This window comes from Aminobacter anthyllidis (genome assembly GCF_018555685.1).
Classification (GTDB): domain Bacteria; phylum Pseudomonadota; class Alphaproteobacteria; order Rhizobiales; family Rhizobiaceae; genus Aminobacter; species Aminobacter anthyllidis.
The window spans coordinates 274,020-290,698 of sequence record NZ_JAFLWW010000001.1; the positions used below are offsets into that span (position 1 = coordinate 274,020).

The following is a 16,679-nucleotide window of genomic DNA, read 5'->3' on the forward strand; positions in this document are numbered from 1 at the left end:
GATGTTTGTCCGTACGGCGAGCGAGCGCGACCTTGAGACGATCAAGGCGCTGCTCGCCGAGACGTGGCATGCGACATACGACGCCATCTATGGCGTCGAACGGGTCGACGAGATCACCGCCGAATGGCACTCGCTGGCCTCGCTCAAGGCGCGGCTTGCACGGCCGAGTTCCGAGTTCCTCGTTGCCGACGACGGCAAGAAGATTGCCGGCATGGCCTTTGCCGCCGCAACCAGCGACGGCAAGGTGCTGGTGATGCACCAGCTCTACGTTCGCCCGGGGAACCAGCGCGCGGGGATCGGCCGGATGCTGCTCGACGAGGTCGAACAGAGTTTTCCCGAAGCACGGACAATGCGTGTCGAAGTTGAAGAGGCCAATGCGCAGGCGCTGGCCTTTTATGCCGCCAGCGGCTTCGTGCGCGCCGGCGAGACCGCGAATTGCGGCGCGGAGCAGTCCGGCATTCCGGCGCTGATCTTCGAAAAGAAGCTGGGCTGAGGCCCCTTACCCTCCCCCTTGCGGGGAGGGTCGATCCGCGAAGCGGAGCGGGGTGGGGGAATTCTCGTCGATGTACGGTGTGCAAAGCTGCGTGGCAGCTTCCGCTCCGCGACCCTCCCCACAAGGGGGAGGGTAAAAGCGCTTAGCTGGCCGCTATCTCGACATTGTCGATGAGTCGCGTCTTGCCGAGGCGGGCCGCAACGAGCACGCGGCCGTTACGGTCCTTTTGCCAAGGCGCCAGCGTCACGCTTTCCCGCGCCTCGACATAGTCGACGACATCGAAGCCGGCGTCGAGAATAGCCATGCGCGCCGCAGCCATGGTCGCCTGTTCGTCAGCGCCTGACTGCAGCTGCGAAGCTGCTTTGCGCAGCAGCTTGTTCAGCTGCCGGGCGATCTCAAGCTCTTCAGCGCTGAGATAGGCGTTGCGCGACGACATGGCGAGGCCCTCGGCATCGCGGATCGTCGGCGAACCCAGCACCTCGACAGGCAAGTCGAGGTCGCGGCACAGCTTCTTGACGACGCACAGCTGCTGGTAATCCTTCTCGCCGAAGACGGCGAGGTCGGGTTCTGACTGGATGAACAGCTTGCCGACGACGGTGGCAACACCGTCGAAGAAGGCCGGGCGGAAATCGGTCTCAAGCCCGGCGGATGGGCCACCGACGGAAATCGAGGTGGCAAAGCCTTGCGGGTAAACCTCATCGACGCCGGGCGTGAAGGCGAGGTGGACACCAGCCTTTTCCAGCCTGTCGAGGTCAAGCGCCAGCTGGCGCGGATATTTGTCGAGATCTTCCGTCGGCGCGAACTGGCGCGGATTGACGAAGATCGAGACGACGCAGCGGTCGGCCCGCTCGAGCGCTGCGCGCATCAGCGAGACATGGCCGTCATGCAGCGCGCCCATTGTCGGCACCAGCGCGACCTTCAGGCCTTCGGCACGCCATGTCCGCACCTGGGCACGGAGAGCGGCGATGGTTTCGACGACAACGGTCATGCCTTGTCCTTGGTCAGGGAAAACAGGTGCTCGGGGCCGGGGAAGGCGCGGCTGCGCACGTCTTTGGCGTAGGCCGCGGCGGCATCCGCGACGATGTCGCGCAAGTGCGCATATTCCTTGACGAATTTGGGCACGCGGTCGACGGTCAATCCGATGGCGTCGTCGGTGACGAGAACCTGGCCGTCGCAAGCGGGGCTGGCACCGATGCCAACGGTGGGAATCGTGATGCGCCGGGTGATCTCGGCAGCGACGGGCTCGACGGTGCCCTCGATGACGACCGAAAACGCGCCGGCGGCTTCGACGGCCCTGGCGTCGGCATAGAGCGCCTCGGCGTTGGCTTCGGAGCGGCCCTTGATTTTGTAGCCGCCTTCCTTTTCCACCGACTGCGGCAACAGCCCGATATGGCCCATGACGGGGATGCCGGCGGCAACGATGGCCGCGATTTGGGCAGCAATGGCAACGCCACCCTCGAGCTTGACCGCATCGCAGCCGGTTTCGCGCATGATGCGCTGCGCGCAGGCGACGGCGTTTTCGACGGTGTCCTCATAGCTGCCGGCAGGCATGTCGACGACGACGCAGGCACGGGACGAGCCGCGCATCACCGCCTGGCCGTGGGCGACCATCATGTCCATCGTCGCACCCAAGGTGTTCGGATGGCCGTGCAGCACCATCGCCACGCTGTCACCGACGAGCAGAAGGTCGACATGCGGGTCGAGCAGCCGGGCGATCGGATAGGTGTAGGCAGTGAGACAGACGATGGGCTCCTTGCCCTTGCGGGCCAAGAGAGCAGCGGGCGTGATGCGTCCGGCAGCGGCAGGCGCGTCAGAAGCCATGTCTTTTCCTCCCTCGACGGTTCCGGCCTAAGCCGGTCCGAGAGCCCAAGCGGGCCGGATTCCATTACGGATCGGCTAAGCATTTTGCAAGTGCGAGATGAAGGCGTGAGCAGGTGCGAGATAGCATCGTCCATCAGGACGAGCGTGGCTGTGCCTCTTCCTGTGCAAGGCGGCGGATATAGACGGCGAATTCCGGGTCTTCGCCGGGCAGAAGCTCGGGCAGGGCGTTGCGAAAATCCGCGCGCCGGCACCATTCGCGCATGAAATCCTCCCACGATGCCCAGCGGCGGCGCTTGCGCTCGGGCATGTCGGGCTCATAGGCAACGAGATAGGCGCGCTCGAACAGGGCGATCAGGATGGCAAACATCGCCAGCAGGCGGTCGCGCTGCTCGCCGGTGAGATTGACGGTCGCATCCTGTGACTGGAGCCTGAGGTCCGAATGGCCGAGCGACAGCTTGAGGAAGTCGGTGTAGCCGTCGGAGAGCATCTGGTAGATTTCCTCCTCCTCGTTGACCCGTTCCTTGCGCTGCTCGAAGACGAAGAAAAAGATGGCGAGCGGCAAGCCGAAGATCGTCACCAGCATGCTCAGCATTTCAAGGAATTGCATGAAGGGCATGGTTGCGGTCCGATTTGACGCTGACGGCGAACAGTAGGTGTTGATTGATCGTCTGCCAATCGTCGCAGGCGGCAAGATGGGGCGTCTAAACTCTTGCCTTCGGGCCAGCCTGACGCCATAAGCAGGAGACTTTTACGCGCCCGTCGCGAGGATCCGATGAAGAATTTCCTTGTCCAGTTTTTTACCTGGTGGAACGGCCAGACCCTTGGCACGCGTTTCCACACCTGGCGCAAAGGCACCAAGGTCGGCCAGGACGAATTCGGCAACACCTACTATGAGGGTGGCAAGGACTCGGAAGGCCGCACCCGCCGCTGGGTGATCTACAAGGGTTATTCCGAAGCCTCGCTGATTCCTCCCGGCTGGCATGGCTGGATGCATCATCGCGTCGACGTGGCACCGCCGAGCGACAACTACATTCCGCGCGACTGGCAGAAGGCACATCAGCCGAACCTGACCGGCACCGGCGGCGCTTACCGCCCGAAGGGGTCGGTACTGGGCAACACGCATCGCCCGCAGGTCACCGGCGACTACGACGCCTGGACGCCCGGCGCATAAAACAGCTCAACGGCGCGGACATTTGTCGCCACAATTGGCGGCTAACTCCTTGCCCATTGGCGTCAGGCGATTAGCCTTGGCGCGTGGGAATCAGCGAGTGGGACACACTCCGGGCGCAACGGCGGTAACGACTGAATGACATTTCCTGGCCGGAATCCGTCGAGCGGACGATCGAAGGCGAAAGCCCTGCTTGCCACGGTTGTGCTGTGCGCAGGGCTTGGCCAGGCGCTGGCCCAAGACAGCATCGAGCAGCTGCCGCCCGATCAACAGGTCGAGCAGGGTGACGATCTCCCGGCCATCGATGTCCAGCCCTTGCCCGGCGAGGCACAGCCGGCTCCCGGCGAAGCACAGGCTGCGCCGAAGGTTGCGGCACCGCCCCAGCGGATCAAGAACCCGGTCGCCGAGTTCGCCGGCATCGACAAGATCACCGGGCGTATCATTACTTTCGACGTCTATGTCGACGAGACCGTACAGTTCGGTGCGCTGCAGGTGACGCCGCGCGTCTGCTACTCCAGGCCGGAGAACGAAGAACCGAAGACGGATTCCTTCGTCGAGGTCGACGAGATCACGCTCGACCGCAAGATCCGGCGCATCTTCACCGGCTGGATGTTTGCCGAAAGCCCCGGCCTCAACGCCGTCGAGCACGCCGTCTATGACGTCTGGCTGAAGGCCTGCAAGCAGAAGTCGGACGTTCCGGCGCCGGAAGCTGCCAAGACCAACTGATCCTTTTTCGGAACTGCTTCCGATTCCTGGCGTTTGTCGTCGTAAGAAACGCCAGCGGAGGACATTGCCGTGGCTGCAAATCGTGACGAACTTCTCGAGCTCGAGCGGGCATTCTGGACCGGCAACCAGGATTTCTTCGCCGAAAACGCCGACAGGGAATGTCTTGTCGCCTTTCCTGACATGGCTGGCGTGATGAGTAATGCCGACCTTGCCGCGACAGCCAAGAAACCGAATCGCTGGCGGAACCTGGAGATGAAGCTGCAAGGCATGGTCGAGCCGGGCAGCGACATTGTCGTGCTGACCTACGAGGCCAAGGCAATCCGGGAAAATGGCGAACCCTATTCAGCACTTGTCAGCACCGGCTACGTGCATCGGCTGCAGGGCTGGAAGATGATGTTCCACGCCCATACGCCGACCAAGCCGGAGGCCAAGAAGGCCAAAAGCTAGCGTTGCCCGTCAGGGCATGAAGGTGGCTTCACCGCCAAGCGCCTTGGCCAGCATCTTCTCGTATTTGTCGCGTGGCACGTCGACGGCGCCGAAGCGCTTCAGGTGATCGGTGGTGAACTGCGTGTCGAGCAGCAGGAAGCCACGCTGCCTGAGCCGCTCGACGAGGTGGACGAGACAGACCTTGGAGGCGTCGGTTTCGCGCGAAAACATGCTTTCGCCGAAGAAGGCACGGCCGAGCGAGACGCCGTAGAGCCCGCCGACCAGCTCTCCATCGCGCCAGGCCTCGACCGAGTGGGCGTTGCCGATGCGGTGAAGGTGGGTGTAGGCCTCGCGGATCGGCGCGTTGATCCACGTCGACAAGCGCCCGGCGCGCCGTTCCGCGCAGGCATCTATGACCGCCTCGAAGTCGCTGTCGAAACGGATTTCGAATTGGCCCTGCCGTATCTTCTTGGCAAGGCTGTGCGGGACATGGAAGGCGTTGAAGGGGATGATGCCGCGCGTCTCTGGCCGGACCCAGAAAACTTCCGGATCCGACGCGCTTTCGGCCATGGGAAAGACGCCCGACGCATAGGCCTTCAGAAGAAGGTCCGTGGGTATGCTGTAGCCGGGCGCATAAGGTCGGGTCATGCGACCCCCAGTCTACTCGCCTTTCGCGAGATGTTTTTCCAGCCAGTGGATGTCGTAGTCGCCATTTGCAATGTCGGGGTTGCCGACGAGTTCACGAAACAGCGGCAACGTCGTCTTGATACCATCTACCACGAATTCGTCGAGCGCGCGCCTGAGGCGCATCATGCATTCGACGCGGTTGCGGCCGTGCACGATCAGCTTGCCGATCAGGCTGTCGTAATAAGGCGGGATCTTGTAGCCGGAATAGACGCCCGAATCGACGCGGATGCCAAGGCCGCCCGGCGTGTGGAAATGCGTGATCGTGCCGGGCGAGGGCACGAAGGTACGCGGATCCTCGGCGTTGATACGGCATTCGATGGCATGGCCATGGAAGCGGATGTCGTCCTGCGTCACCGACAACCCGCCACCGGAAGCGACGCGGATCTGCTCGTGCACGAGGTCGATGCCGGTGATCGCTTCGGTGATCGTGTGCTCGACCTGGAGGCGGGTGTTCATCTCGATGAAATAGAACTCGCCGTTCTCGTACAGGAACTCGATGGTGCCGGCGCCGGAATAGCCGAGGTTGGCCACCGCATTGGCGCAGATTTCACCGATGCGCGAACGCTCTTCGGCGTTGAGGGCGGGGGAATTGGCTTCTTCCCAGACCTTTTGGTGACGGCGCTGCAACGAGCAGTCGCGCTCGCCGAGATGCACGCCCTTGCCAGCGCCGTCGCCGAAGATTTGCACTTCGATATGACGCGGCTTCTGCAGGTACTTCTCGATGTAGACGGCGTCGTCGCCGAATGCCGCACCAGCTTCGGTGCGTGCCGTCTGCAGTGCAATTTCGAGATCTGCCTCGGTGAGGGCGACCTTCATGCCGCGGCCGCCGCCGCCGGCGGACGCCTTGATGATGACAGGATAGCCGATCTCCGCGGCCACCCGCTTGGCTTCCTTCTCGTCGCTGACAGCGCCTTCCGAACCGGGCACGACCGGAATGCCCAGGCGCTTTGCGGTGCGCTTGGCTTCGATCTTGTCGCCCATGATGCGGATATGGTCGCCCGAGGGACCGATGAAGGTGATGTTGTGAGCGGCCAGGATGTCGGCGAACTTGGCGTTCTCCGACAGGAAGCCATAGCCGGGATGCACGGCGTCCGCGCCGGTGATCTCGCAGGCCGCGACAATCTGGTGAATGTTGAGATAGCTGTCGCGCGAAGGCGGCGGGCCGATGCAGACGCTTTCGTCCGCAAGGCGCACATGCATGGCGTCGGCGTCGGCGGTGGAATGCACGGCAACCGTCTGGATGCCGAGCTCCTTGGCCGCGCGCAGCACTCTGAGGGCGATTTCGCCGCGATTGGCGATCAGGATTTTCTGGAACATGCGCGCAGCCTTCCGGCTTACTCGACCACGACGAGCGGCATGCCGTATTCGACAGGCTGCGCGTCTTCGATCAGGATAGCTGTGACCGTGCCGGAGCGCGGCGCGGGAATCTGGTTCATCGTCTTCATCGCTTCGATGATCAGCAGCGTCTGGCCTTCCTTGACCACGGTGCCGACCTCGATGAACGGCTTGGCGTCGGGCGAGGGCGCGAGGTAGGCGGTGCCGACCATCGGCGAAGGCACGGCGTTCTTGGAGACGTCGACGACAGCAGGTGCTGCAATCGCCGCAACCGGTATCGAATTGACTGCCGCGGGTGCCGCCATCATTGGCGCTGCGACCGCATGCACGGACTGCGTCTGGCGCGAGACGCGCACCTTGAGGTCGCCGAGCTCGACTTCGATCTCGGTCAGGTTGGTGTCGTTCAGGATTCCTGCGAGGTCGCGGACGAGCTGCTGGTCAACACCATCGGTCTTCTTCGTCGCCATGTTCTAGCCTTTTCTCTTCCTGTTTCCGGTCAGAGCCGGGCGGCCAGCGCCTGGAGCGCCAGCGTGTATCCGAGCGGCCCGAAGCCGCAGATCATGCCCACGGCAACCGGTGCCACCATGGATTTATGGCGGAACGGCTCGCGGGCGTGGATGTTGGAAAGGTGCACCTCGGCGACCGGCAGCGGCGAGACGGCACGAATGGCGTCCTGCAGCGCGATCGAGGTGTGGGTGTAGGCGCCTGCATTCAAGACGATGCCGGCGGCTTTCTCGCCGGCCTCGTGGATCCAGTCGACCAGAACGCCCTCGTGGTTCGATTGGCGGAAATCGAGCGCAAGTCCGAGCGAGGCGGCTGCCGCATGGCAGTCGGCTTCGATGTCGGCCAGGGTCTTGCCGCCATAAATCCCGGGCTCGCGTTTGCCCAGCATATTAAGGTTTGGACCGTTGAGGACGAAAACCGTTTTCAATCTACAGACCTTTCCACCCGCCAGATCCTCTCTGGCGCGGCGGACCCTCTATAATCGGCATAAGCCGTCGCGGAAAGAGCGCAAGCGACTTCTTGCGCTGTCCACAACGGCTCGCGCTGAACAAACCCGCTCAGCAGGTGGAATTTGCCTGGCAAGCGGCCGCCGCGGCGATCTTTTCCGCCAGCACATCCTGGCCGAGCGCGCCGAAGACGACTTCGTTGCCGACGACATAGGACGGGGTGCCGCTGATCTGCAGCTTGTTGGCAAGGTCGTAAGTGCGGTTGAAGGCCTCGCCGATCTCGGGGTCCTTCATCGCTTCGCGCAGCTTGGCTTCGTCGGCACCGAGTTCCAGCGCGAGCTTGATGGCGCCGTCTTCGCCGGCGCGGCCTTCGCCGCCGATCAGCTTGTCATGGAATTCGCCGTATTTTTCAGGCATCAGCATGCGGAAGGCCATCGACACGACATGGGCCTTCTGCGAATCCGGTCCGAGGATGGGGAATTCCTTGAGCACGAAGCGCAAATCGGGATTGGTCTTGACCAGCGCGTTCATGTCGGCCTGGGCGCGTTTGCAGTAGCCGCAATTGTAGTCGTAGAACTCGACGATGGTGATCTTGCCGTCGGGGTTGCCGACGATGCCGTCATACTTCGAGTTGAAAATCTCGTCCTTGCTCTGCTTGATCACGTCGAGGCTGGCGATGCGCTGCTCTTCCTTCTGCTTGGCTTCCAGCGCGCCCTGCATCTCGAGCAGCAGTTCCGGATTGTTGAGCAGGTAGTCGCGCACGATCGTCTCGACCTGCTTCTTGTCGAGGGTACCGGCGGCCGTGACGGCTGGCTGGACAGCCGCTGTTTCGGCATGAGCGGCGTTTGGCGAACCGGCGAGATAGCCGAAGGCCAGCATGGCGAAGGCGACAGCGATGCCGGTCGTGCCGAGAAGAAGTGCTTTTTTCATGATCCCTGAGTCTCCAGCCGTTTCGGCTCTGTCGCTGCCTGCCGAAAGAAGGTTCACTTCTTTTTCTTGCTCGGCGCTTTGTAGTTGATGATGTCCTGGGCACGCACCCAGCCCGGCGAGCCGCGCTGAAGCTTCATCTGCGCCCGCATCGCAAAGATCTTGGCGTCCTGGTAGGCGCCGCTGTAATAATGACCGTCGGCGGTGGCAAGGTCGGCGTCGGCGACGTCGCCGAGCATGCCGTAGGCCTGGGCGAGGTAGCGGTAGCCCGAGGCGTTCTCGCGGTCGCGGTCGAGGCCCTTGCGAATTTCAACGACGGCTTTCTTGAGCGCGTCGGGCGTGCCCATGGCGAGATAGGTCTGGCCGAGCGCGATCGGCAGGATGCCCGACTTCGCCGTATCGAGCCGGACTGCCGTGGAATAGGCTTCCGCTGCCGCCGCCGGCTTGTTCGACTTCATCAGGATGTCGCCGCGCAGTTCGTGGAAATAGGCATTCTTGGGCTGCGACTTGATCAGCGCGTCGGTCTTGGTCAGCGCCGAGCGCAGGTCGCCGAACAGATAGGTCGACTGGGCGTCGCCGTAACGCGAGGCAAGCCCGTCGGTGCCGCGCAGCAGGCGTGAGGCCGCCGCCTGGCCCTGGGTGTAGGCGGCGATCTTGACGCGCATCATGTCGTGCCGCTGCTGCAGCGCCTCGGAATCCTTCTTGTCGAAAAAGGCGCTTTCACGCGCCAGCGTCTCGAGATTGGCGATGCGCTCGCGCGGCATCGGGTGGCTGACCTGGTAGGGGTCGACACGCGCGCCCGACAGCGACAGTGCGGTCTGGAAGCGCTGGAACGTCTTGAGCATGCCTTGCGCCGATTGGCCTGTGGCATTGAGATAGGTGATCGCCGAGCGGTCGGCGGTGGTCTCCTCCGAGCGCTGGTAGCCAAGCAGGCCACGACGCGCCATTTCCGAGCCACCAGCAACGATGCCGGCACCTGCCGCGCCGAGGCCGCTGGTGTCGGTGGCAGCGCCCGCGACCATCGCACCGGCGCCAAGCAGGGCGGCGACAATCGCCATCGTCTGGGCGCGCGCCAGCTGGTCGCGCAGGCGCTCCTGGTGGCCGCCGGCAATATGGCCGGCCTCATGCGCGATGACGCCGATGATCTCGTTCGGTGTTTCCGCCGTCATCAGGGCGCCGGTGTTGATGAACATGCGCCGGCCGGCGACGAAGGCATTGAATGCGGGGTCGTTGACGAGCACGATGTTGATGTTCGAATTGGCGAGCCCCGCAGCCTTGAGGATCGGCCGGGCGTAGTCGCGCACCAGGGCCTCGATCTCGGCGTCGCGCACGATCGGCACGCTTTGCGCATGGGCAGCACCGGTCGAGCCGAGCGCAAGCCCGGCCGACAATGCAAGCGCGGTGACCGCGCGCGTTGATCTTGCGACGAAACGCGAAAGACTTGTGAAGCTCTGCATGGCGGGGAACACTCGTAAACGAGCCATCGGGCTGTGAAAAGGCTGGTTCAAAAAACTCATCAACTTGTGATCCCCATATCAATCAGGCATTTGTGCGGCACATTGCCTGGCGGGCGACAGTAGAAAGTGGACGAAAATGGCGGTTGCGATTTCACGGCGCGGCGAGGTCGAGCCATTCCATGCGATGGACATCCTGGCCGAGGCCAACAGGCTCAAGGCCTTGGGCGCGCCGGTCATTTCGATGGCGGTTGGCCAGCCCTCCGATCCGGCACCGCAGCGGGTGCGGGACGCCGCGGCCGCAGCACTCAAGGTTGGCCGCATTGGCTACACCGACGCGCTCGGACTGTTTGATCTGCGCAAGGCGATATCGGCGCATTATGCCGAACATTACCGCATCGATGTGCCGGTTTCGCGAATCGCCGTCACCACCGGCTCGTCGGCGGCCTTCAACCTGGCATTCCTTGCCATGTTCGATGCTGGCGACCGCGTGGCGATCGCGGCCCCCGGCTATCCCGCCTACCGCAACATCATGGGCGCGCTTGGCCTCGACGTGGTCGAGATCGAACTTGAGGGTGCCGCCTATCTCCATGCCGAGCACCTGCGCGCCGCGCACGCGCAAAAGCCAGTGAAAGGCGTGCTGTTTGCCAGCCCCGCCAACCCCACCGGCGCCGTCGTGCCCGCCGGCGACCTCAAGGCGCTCGTCGACACTGCCCGCGAACTCGGAATCGCCGTGATTTCTGACGAAATCTATCACCGGCTCGCTTATGGTGCTCCCGATGTGACGGCGCTCGCCTATGACGCCGACGTCACCGTCATCAACTCGTTTTCCAAATATTACTGCATGACCGGTTGGCGCATCGGCTGGATGGTCCTGCCCGAGCGGCTGGTCCGGCCGGTGGAGCGCATCGCGCAATCGCTCTACATCTCGGCACCCGAGCTGTCGCAGGTCGCGGCCATCGAGGCGTTCAACGTCACCGACGAACTCGAAGTGATCAAGGCACGCTATGCCTGGAACCGCGAGCTGCTGGCCAAGCGCTTGCCGGAACTGGGCTTCAGCTTTGCAGCGCCGATGGATGGTGCCTTCTATGCCTTCTGCGACGTCTCCCGGTTGACCAATGACAGCATGGAGTTTGCGAGCCGCATGCTGGCCGAGGCCCATGTCGCGGCGACGCCGGGCAGGGATTTCGACCCGCTCGCGGGGCATCGCTACATCAGGTTCTCCTATGCCGGCAGCCATGACGAGATGATCGAGGCGATGGACCGCCTGGAGCGCTGGCTGCGCTGAAAAGCAACCGCCCCGTCGGTCGCACCAACGGGGCGGGCAGGGGCAAAGGGGAGGATGGGCTTTGCCGCCTGAGCGCCGGAATGCCGTAGCCCCCCGGCACGCATTCCGACATGAGTTCCACTCTCTCGGTCAGGGCGCGAGTATTGCTGCGACCGCCTTGCCGGCATCGAGCAGGCCAGCGCCGAAGAAATAGGTCTTGCCCTTCGCCGGTTCGTTATCCGCGTTCATCGGATCCTGCGTCAGCGGGGTCGTGCCTGGCTTGACCGAAGCGTTCTGGTCGCAGGCGGCGATGAGGTTGGCCTTGGATGTCAGGCCGTCCAGTTTCGCGTTAGCGCCAAGCTTGGCCTTGTGGGCGCGTGCGGTGAGGGCTGCCACGCCCGCCACAAGGGCGGCCGCGCCGGAGGTGCCGCCGAAGGTGGTGTAGTAGCCGCCGCCGATGCCCTGGTTGTCGAGCGGCGGCAGGATCGACGAATAGGGATCGGAACCGCCGGCATAGCCGAACGTGCCGGGCAGGTCGGTGGTCAGCAGCGAGAAATGGCTGTGCGGAACAACCTTGCCTTTGCCTGGATGGTAGTAGTGCTGGTCGACCATCGGGTCGGTCCGGTCGACGCGCAACTGGTGCCGGTTGTAGATCTCGAAGTCGTCCGAGGGTGCGACGAGCGTGAGCTTGGCGCCGTAGTTGCTGTAGCCGGAGCGGTAGCCATGCGGCGTCACCGCGCCGACAGCGACGATACCGTTGTTGGCGGCGGCGAGATTGGCCGGATAGATCAGCTGGCTTTCACCGTCGTTGCCGGCCGCGCAGATAACAGGCACCTTGCGGCTGATGGCGACGATGAGCTTGGCCAGGGTGTTCCAGGCAACTTCGCGGTTGCCGGTCTTGCCGACCGCATGCGGCCTGATCTCGCTTGCCGGCGGCGTCGCCTCCTCGAGTCGGGCAAACAGGTCGGCGCGCTCCCAGTTTGCGCGGTCGTCGAGATCCTGCGACAGCTCCGACTTGGCGTTCAGCACGCTGCGCACGGGGTCCGGGATGCCCCGTGGCAACAGGATGACGTCGGCGCCATTGGCGAAGGCATAGAGGAATGCGGCGATGAACTGGTCCGGCTGCTGCTCGAAGCCGGTCCTGATCGAGATCAGCCGCGACAGCGGGTCGACACCGAAATAGGGCAGCATGTTGCGGTTGGGGTTCGGCGCGGCACTGCCGTCGTCGGCGATCAGCACATCGGGCAGGGCAACCGCCGGGTTGGGCGCAACTGTTGCCGCGGGTTCGCCGACGACGAGGCCGGCAACGGCGGTGCCGTGGCTGCCAAAGGTCTCGTCGCCCTCGATCAGCGTATGCAACACGCCTTCCGATGCCGTGAGTTCGGCGACCAGGCTGCCGAGATAGGCCGTCTCGGGGCCGGTCAGGTTGAGCGTGCCCAGCCCCGCGGTGGAAATGCCGGTGAAGAAGGCGGCCTTGACCTCCGGGTCGTAGGGGCTGGCGGCAGGGGCGGCGACGTATTTGGCGCCATAGGGATGGCTCACCAGGTCGATCGACTTCACCGCGTCGAGCCGGCTCTTGAGGTTGGGATGGCTGCGGCTGACGCCGACGTCGATCAGGGCGACGGTCGCCGGAGCCGTCGCCGTCGGGAAGGCCTCGGTGATCGTGTCCCAGACGGTGCCGTTGATGGTGGGCGAGGAATAGTCGACCTCGCCGCCCGGGGTCAGCGGCCCGAAGGTGGCATCGATCACGCCAAGCGCCGCAAGGTGCCAGAGGTAGTAGTAGGACTGAGGGTGCTGGAAGGAGAACTGCTGATTGCCGTTTGCCATGGTCGCCCCCTCAAAGCCATTCGCGCTGTGCGGCGAGATAATTCGCCATGAAAGCGTCCCTGAGATAGGGCTGGAAGCGCTGCGCCAGCGCCCGGCCGCCATTGGTGTCGCTCGGATAGTGCAGACCGGCCCATTCGCGGTTCTCAGCGACCTTGCGGGCGATGCGCGACAGCTCCTCCGTCGCCGGGTGCTCCGGCAGGATGGCGTTGAAGGCAAAGGCAATCGAATGGCACTGGAATGAATGGTTGCTCGGATAGGCCTGGTGCGCCGGATTGGCCAGCATCAGCCGCAGGCGCGGCTCGACCTGATTGGGCCGGGTACGGTTGAACTTGGCCTTGTAGATCAGGCCGACATATTCGCAGGCCGTCAGGATCGACTGGAACAGGCCTTCGGTCTGGTCGAAGCCGCTGATGCCGTCGATGCCGAGCGGCTTGGTGAAGTCCGAGACGTCGAGGGTGGCCTCGCGCTCGATGTCCTCCTTGCGGCGCGAGCGCTCGCGGTCGCGGGCCTGGAGCGAAAGCATGACTGTTGTTTCGAGCCGTGTGACGTCGGGGCCGGGCGGCAGCGGAATGTCGAGCTGCTCCCAGGTAAACTTGCGCGCCGCCGTAAACGCATGCGGCGAGGGCGAGGTGTGCAGGCGCCTGAGCTCGAAGGCCGGGATGAGGCTTGCCTGGGAGCCGGTGCCCGAGCCTGATTGAAGCGCGCTGCCCTTGTTCTTGTTTTTGTTTTTGTTCTTATTTTTGTTCTTGTTCTTGTTGAGCGAGGCCTTGTTGAGCACGCCGGCGCTCATCACGGCACTGGCGACGCCGGCCGACATCACCATCGCCTCGGCGCCGGAGGCGAACTTCGTTTCCAGTACGATCGGAGGCCGGTCAGTGGCAGCGCAAGGCAGCACGTCGTCGCCGGCGATCTTGAAGCGGTACTGATCGAGAAAGTGCGAAAAGCCGCCCTCAACAGGCGCGGAACTGTCGTTGCCAGACACTGAATTCCCCATTTATTTGATCGAAATGTGCGGTGCTCGGCGCGTCCGTCATGTTTTTTTGACGCCGGCCTTGATCAGGCCGGAGATCAGATTGGCGCCGCCCTCGGTGCGCATGATGGGATAGCGGGCGTCGATCAGCGAGCTGATCGAGAAATTGGGTTCGACGACGTTCAGGCGGTCGAGCAGCGTGCGGGCCGCGCGGACGTCGCCGAGCTGGGCGTGGCTCGCCACCAGATAGCGAAGCAGCGAATTGAAGTCGGGCCGCTCGCGCAGCGCCTGCTCGCCGGCCTCGATGGCAACGCGGTGATTGCCGGCGAGCGTCGCATTGATCAGCCGCGACGTGTCGAAATAGTAGCGGTAGGGGCTGTAGGCACCGAGATGGCGCGCCCAGTTGGCAAGGCTGAGGCCCTTGTCCGGCTGGCCGGCATAGGCATGCAGCATCGAATAGAGGTCCCAGCCGAGTACCTGGGTCGGATTGGCGCGGATGGCGCGCTCGAACAGGCCCGATGCGTAGTCGTATTCGCCAAACAGGAACGAATGCACATGGCCGACAAGCGCCAGCGTGACCGAATTGCTGGAATCGAGCTCCAGCGCCTTGCGGGCATAGTGCTGGGCCTGCTCGATGGCCACGGCGGAGTCGGAGAACCGCTGGCCGACCTGGAAGGTCATCAAGAAGGCGAGCCAGGCATAGGCCTGCGACGACGGCCGCTGGGCGATGATGCGCCGGAGCGATGCCTCCGACATGACGAGGTCGTTGCGTGACAGCCGGAACATGGCGTTGACGGCGGCATAGAGGCTCTCTGCCTCCATGGCGTCATCGGTCTGTTCCGAGCGCGCGATGAAGTATTTGCGCAACTCGTCCATCGCTTCATTGATGAGCTGATGAGCACCGGATGTTTCACCCGCTTCGACGGCGCGCCGTTCGAGCGTGGCACCGCCCATCCACAACAAGCTGCGATCAGCGGTACGATGAACGCTGACGCTGACATAGGCTTGGTGGGCCGAAAAGCGGTAGCGGACCTGCATCGCAAGCGCGACCGACTCGAACGCCGCATCCGGCTCCTGCGTCGGGGAAAGATCAGGACGCGACAGGTCGCAGACTGCAAGTTCACCACCTTCGAGCAGTGATCGGACGAGCAGTTCCGCGAACATGTCGGGCAGCGATTCCGCCTCGAAGGCGTCGCCCGATATCGACGGCGGCAGAAGCGCCACCGACCAGCCGGTCCGGCCGCCGTTCAGTGGCAAGGACTTGCGGTTGCCGCCATCAGAGGAGTCCGGCCCGGGCTTCTGGCCGCGCGCGGGGATGAGGCCGTTGCTACGCCTGTCCTTGGGGCTGACGTCGCGCTGTCCGAGCGCGCTTTCGAGCCGGCCTTGCCAGACCTGCCGCTCGAGCATCAGCCATTCCTCGAACTCGGGGTCGCCGATGTCGAGGCCTTCGAGCAGCTCCGGCCAGGATTCGAGCTCGGCCTCGTTCGGCACCGACTGGCGCGACGGGTCGAGCAGTTGCAGTGCATCGACCGACACGCGGTTGAGATCGAGCGAGATCGTATGATTGTCCGAAATGATGATGCTGTCGGCGATCGTGCCCAATGACTTGCGTACGTCGACGAGCGCCTGCCTCAGGCTCGCCGCGGCCTGCTCCTCGCCGCGGTCGCTCCACAGCTTGTCGCGAAGCCAGATGCGTGAGCGGGCGCCGCGTGGAGCAAGCGCCAGCATGGCCACAAGCGCGCGCGACTTCTGCGCCTTGGGCGTACACGTAGCACCGCCGGCATCGGTGACGGCCAGCGCCCCGAACAAATAGATATTGCAAAGCGTACTGGCGTCGTCACCAGCCATCGTGCGGACCTTCGCTGCAGGTCGTCCATGCCCCTGAAGAGGGTACCACAGGTCGAATCGCCCGTGGCCCTCGCAACTTGCATCGGGATCATACAACGACATTCCGGCAAGTGCGCGTGCTTGTATGCTTTTGGCACCGGGCAAGACCTGCAGCATTCCAGCGTTCCTCACCACTCTTGCCGGAGGTGATTCCGGCCTGATTTCGGTAGGACGTTAGGGAGGCGGGGTGATTGCGGCGTGAGTGAAACGTCAAAACAGCCGTGAAATGCCGTGTGACGGGCCACTGAGGGGGCGTACGTACTTCACGCGCCAGACGGCTCGACAATCGCCCTGGCGATCGCGATGGGCAGGCCATGCCCCGGTCGCGTCGCCAGTCCGTGATGGTTCAACGTCCCGATGAGCTGTGGCGACGGGGACCGGCGAGCTCTTTGCCAAGCGCAAGCGCTTCCTGCAGATCGGTCGCATACTTCGCCGTATCTTCGAGCCCGCCGAAGTAATTGAGGCGGATGGTTTCTCCGCGCTTGCTCATGACCACGCCGATGCTCCGCAGGCTCTCACGCACATCTGAAAATCGCATATCGCAACTTCTCCGTTTGGTGGGTTGAATGAACATTAGCGTTTGCTTGTAACAGCGCCGTGTTGACGTAGCGTGAGGGATACGTGAATCGCGGTAACAAAAGTTTCGCGGCGGGCACCACTTTATCGAAATTCAGTACATTTGGTCGCATCGCTGCACGACGACACCACGGGCACATCGTGCTGCTGATTGGCCAATGAAGG

The 16,679-nt window shown here is 63.6% G+C and carries 18 protein-coding genes; 5 read left to right on the forward strand and 13 right to left on the reverse strand.

Annotation, left to right across the window (positions count from 1 at the left end; genetic code table 11):
- The first annotated feature begins 1 nt into the window (after position 1).
- Positions 2-493 (forward strand): GNAT family N-acetyltransferase, encoded by a 492-nt coding sequence (locus J1C56_RS01415; protein WP_214385302.1) that lies wholly within the window; start codon positions 2-4, stop codon positions 491-493.
- A gap of 142 nt (positions 494-635) precedes the next feature.
- Here the strand turns inward: J1C56_RS01415 and panC are convergent, their stop codons facing one another.
- From panC to J1C56_RS01430, 3 genes are all read right to left on the reverse strand, one after another.
- Positions 636-1,481 (reverse strand): pantoate--beta-alanine ligase, encoded by an 846-nt coding sequence (panC, locus tag J1C56_RS01420; RefSeq protein WP_214385304.1) that lies wholly within the window; start codon positions 1,479-1,481, stop codon positions 636-638.
- A complete protein-coding gene (panB, locus tag J1C56_RS01425; protein WP_214385306.1) occupies positions 1,478-2,314 on the reverse strand; it encodes a 3-methyl-2-oxobutanoate hydroxymethyltransferase in 837 nt (278 codons plus the stop codon). The genes panC and panB overlap by 4 nt, the downstream gene beginning before the upstream one ends.
- Before the next feature lie 133 nt (positions 2,315-2,447).
- Positions 2,448-2,930 (reverse strand): hypothetical protein, encoded by a 483-nt coding sequence (locus J1C56_RS01430; protein ID WP_214385308.1) that lies wholly within the window; start codon positions 2,928-2,930, stop codon positions 2,448-2,450.
- A 156-nt stretch (positions 2,931-3,086) separates the two neighbouring features.
- Between J1C56_RS01430 and J1C56_RS01435 the strand changes: the two genes are divergently transcribed.
- The 3 genes from J1C56_RS01435 to J1C56_RS01445 all read left to right on the forward strand — a co-directional run bounded on the left by J1C56_RS01435 (position 3,087) and on the right by J1C56_RS01445 (position 4,655).
- Positions 3,087-3,485 (forward strand): NADH:ubiquinone oxidoreductase subunit NDUFA12, encoded by a 399-nt coding sequence (locus J1C56_RS01435; protein WP_214385310.1) that lies wholly within the window; start codon positions 3,087-3,089, stop codon positions 3,483-3,485.
- A gap of 297 nt (positions 3,486-3,782) precedes the next feature.
- A complete protein-coding gene (locus J1C56_RS32725; protein WP_420797363.1) occupies positions 3,783-4,208 on the forward strand; it encodes a DUF2155 domain-containing protein in 426 nt (141 codons plus the stop codon).
- 69 nt (positions 4,209-4,277) lie between these two features.
- Complete coding sequence (locus J1C56_RS01445) at positions 4,278-4,655, forward strand: hypothetical protein (protein WP_214385312.1); 378 nt, start codon at positions 4,278-4,280, stop codon at positions 4,653-4,655.
- A gap of 9 nt (positions 4,656-4,664) precedes the next feature.
- Here J1C56_RS01445 and aat read toward each other — a convergent pair whose 3' ends face one another.
- From aat to J1C56_RS01475, 6 genes are all read right to left on the reverse strand, one after another.
- A complete protein-coding gene (aat, locus tag J1C56_RS01450; protein ID WP_214385313.1) occupies positions 4,665-5,282 on the reverse strand; it encodes a leucyl/phenylalanyl-tRNA--protein transferase in 618 nt (205 codons plus the stop codon).
- 12 nt (positions 5,283-5,294) lie between these two features.
- Positions 5,295-6,638: an acetyl-CoA carboxylase biotin carboxylase subunit gene (gene accC / locus J1C56_RS01455; RefSeq protein WP_214385315.1), complete on the reverse strand. Its 1,344-nt coding sequence runs from the start codon at positions 6,636-6,638 to the stop codon at positions 5,295-5,297.
- 17 nt (positions 6,639-6,655) lie between these two features.
- Positions 6,656-7,123, reverse strand: coding sequence for an acetyl-CoA carboxylase biotin carboxyl carrier protein (accB, locus tag J1C56_RS01460; RefSeq protein WP_214385317.1), 468 nt, complete (start codon positions 7,121-7,123; stop codon positions 6,656-6,658).
- Positions 7,124-7,152: 29 nt separating this feature from the next.
- Positions 7,153-7,587, reverse strand: coding sequence for a type II 3-dehydroquinate dehydratase (gene aroQ / locus J1C56_RS01465; protein WP_214385319.1), 435 nt, complete (start codon positions 7,585-7,587; stop codon positions 7,153-7,155).
- A 130-nt stretch (positions 7,588-7,717) separates the two neighbouring features.
- Positions 7,718-8,536, reverse strand: coding sequence for a DsbA family protein (locus tag J1C56_RS01470; RefSeq protein ID WP_214385321.1), 819 nt, complete (start codon positions 8,534-8,536; stop codon positions 7,718-7,720).
- 53 nt (positions 8,537-8,589) lie between these two features.
- Positions 8,590-9,990 carry a M48 family metalloprotease gene (locus J1C56_RS01475; protein WP_214385323.1) on the reverse strand — a complete coding sequence of 467 codons (1,401 nt, stop codon included), beginning with the start codon at positions 9,988-9,990 and terminating at the stop codon, positions 8,590-8,592.
- Between the two features lie 136 nt (positions 9,991-10,126).
- On the opposite strand from J1C56_RS01475, the gene J1C56_RS01480 reads away from it, so the two are divergent.
- Positions 10,127-11,275 carry a pyridoxal phosphate-dependent aminotransferase gene (locus J1C56_RS01480; protein WP_214385325.1) on the forward strand — a complete coding sequence of 383 codons (1,149 nt, stop codon included), beginning with the start codon at positions 10,127-10,129 and terminating at the stop codon, positions 11,273-11,275.
- Positions 11,276-11,404: 129 nt separating this feature from the next.
- On the opposite strand, the gene J1C56_RS01485 is transcribed toward J1C56_RS01480, so the two are convergent.
- The 4 genes from J1C56_RS01485 to J1C56_RS01500 all read right to left on the reverse strand — a co-directional run bounded on the left by J1C56_RS01485 (position 11,405) and on the right by J1C56_RS01500 (position 16,512).
- The gene (locus tag J1C56_RS01485) at positions 11,405-13,081 is read right to left on the reverse strand and encodes a S8 family serine peptidase (protein ID WP_214385328.1); all 1,677 of its coding nucleotides are present in this window, start codon (positions 13,079-13,081) and stop codon (positions 11,405-11,407) included.
- Positions 13,082-13,091: 10 nt separating this feature from the next.
- Positions 13,092-14,063, reverse strand: coding sequence for a phosphatase PAP2 family protein (locus J1C56_RS01490; protein ID WP_420797352.1), 972 nt, complete (start codon positions 14,061-14,063; stop codon positions 13,092-13,094).
- A 48-nt stretch (positions 14,064-14,111) separates the two neighbouring features.
- Positions 14,112-15,899, reverse strand: a complete 1,788-nt coding sequence (locus tag J1C56_RS01495) for an AfsR/SARP family transcriptional regulator (RefSeq protein WP_214385332.1) — start codon at positions 15,897-15,899, stop codon at positions 14,112-14,114.
- A 385-nt stretch (positions 15,900-16,284) separates the two neighbouring features.
- Positions 16,285-16,512, reverse strand: coding sequence for a hypothetical protein (locus tag J1C56_RS01500; protein WP_246591059.1), 228 nt, complete (start codon positions 16,510-16,512; stop codon positions 16,285-16,287).
- Between the last annotated feature and the right edge of the window lie 167 nt (positions 16,513-16,679).

What these genes read in the sequence shown, in the direction of transcription:
- panC (WP_214385304.1), bottom strand. Translation starts at nt 1,481, where the DNA reads ATGACCGTTGTCGTCGAAACCATCGCCGCTCTCCGTGCCCAGGTGCGG.
- panB (WP_214385306.1), bottom strand. Translation starts at nt 2,314, where the DNA reads ATGGCTTCTGACGCGCCTGCCGCTGCCGGACGCATCACGCCCGCTGCT.
- aat (WP_214385313.1), bottom strand. Translation starts at nt 5,282, where the DNA reads ATGACCCGACCTTATGCGCCCGGCTACAGCATACCCACGGACCTTCTT.
- J1C56_RS01500 (WP_246591059.1), bottom strand. Translation starts at nt 16,512, where the DNA reads ATGTTCATTCAACCCACCAAACGGAGAAGTTGCGATATGCGATTTTCA.
- J1C56_RS01475 (WP_214385323.1), bottom strand. Translation starts at nt 9,990, where the DNA reads ATGCAGAGCTTCACAAGTCTTTCGCGTTTCGTCGCAAGATCAACGCGC.
- J1C56_RS01415 (WP_214385302.1), top strand. Translation starts at nt 2, where the DNA reads ATGTTTGTCCGTACGGCGAGCGAGCGCGACCTTGAGACGATCAAGGCG.
- J1C56_RS01430 (WP_214385308.1), bottom strand. Translation starts at nt 2,930, where the DNA reads ATGCCCTTCATGCAATTCCTTGAAATGCTGAGCATGCTGGTGACGATC.
- accB (WP_214385317.1), bottom strand. Translation starts at nt 7,123, where the DNA reads ATGGCGACGAAGAAGACCGATGGTGTTGACCAGCAGCTCGTCCGCGAC.
- accC (WP_214385315.1), bottom strand. Translation starts at nt 6,638, where the DNA reads ATGTTCCAGAAAATCCTGATCGCCAATCGCGGCGAAATCGCCCTCAGA.
- J1C56_RS01485 (WP_214385328.1), bottom strand. Translation starts at nt 13,081, where the DNA reads ATGGCAAACGGCAATCAGCAGTTCTCCTTCCAGCACCCTCAGTCCTAC.
- J1C56_RS01480 (WP_214385325.1), top strand. Translation starts at nt 10,127, where the DNA reads ATGGCGGTTGCGATTTCACGGCGCGGCGAGGTCGAGCCATTCCATGCG.
- J1C56_RS01495 (WP_214385332.1), bottom strand. Translation starts at nt 15,899, where the DNA reads ATGGCTGGTGACGACGCCAGTACGCTTTGCAATATCTATTTGTTCGGG.
- J1C56_RS01435 (WP_214385310.1), top strand. Translation starts at nt 3,087, where the DNA reads ATGAAGAATTTCCTTGTCCAGTTTTTTACCTGGTGGAACGGCCAGACC.
- J1C56_RS01470 (WP_214385321.1), bottom strand. Translation starts at nt 8,536, where the DNA reads ATGAAAAAAGCACTTCTTCTCGGCACGACCGGCATCGCTGTCGCCTTC.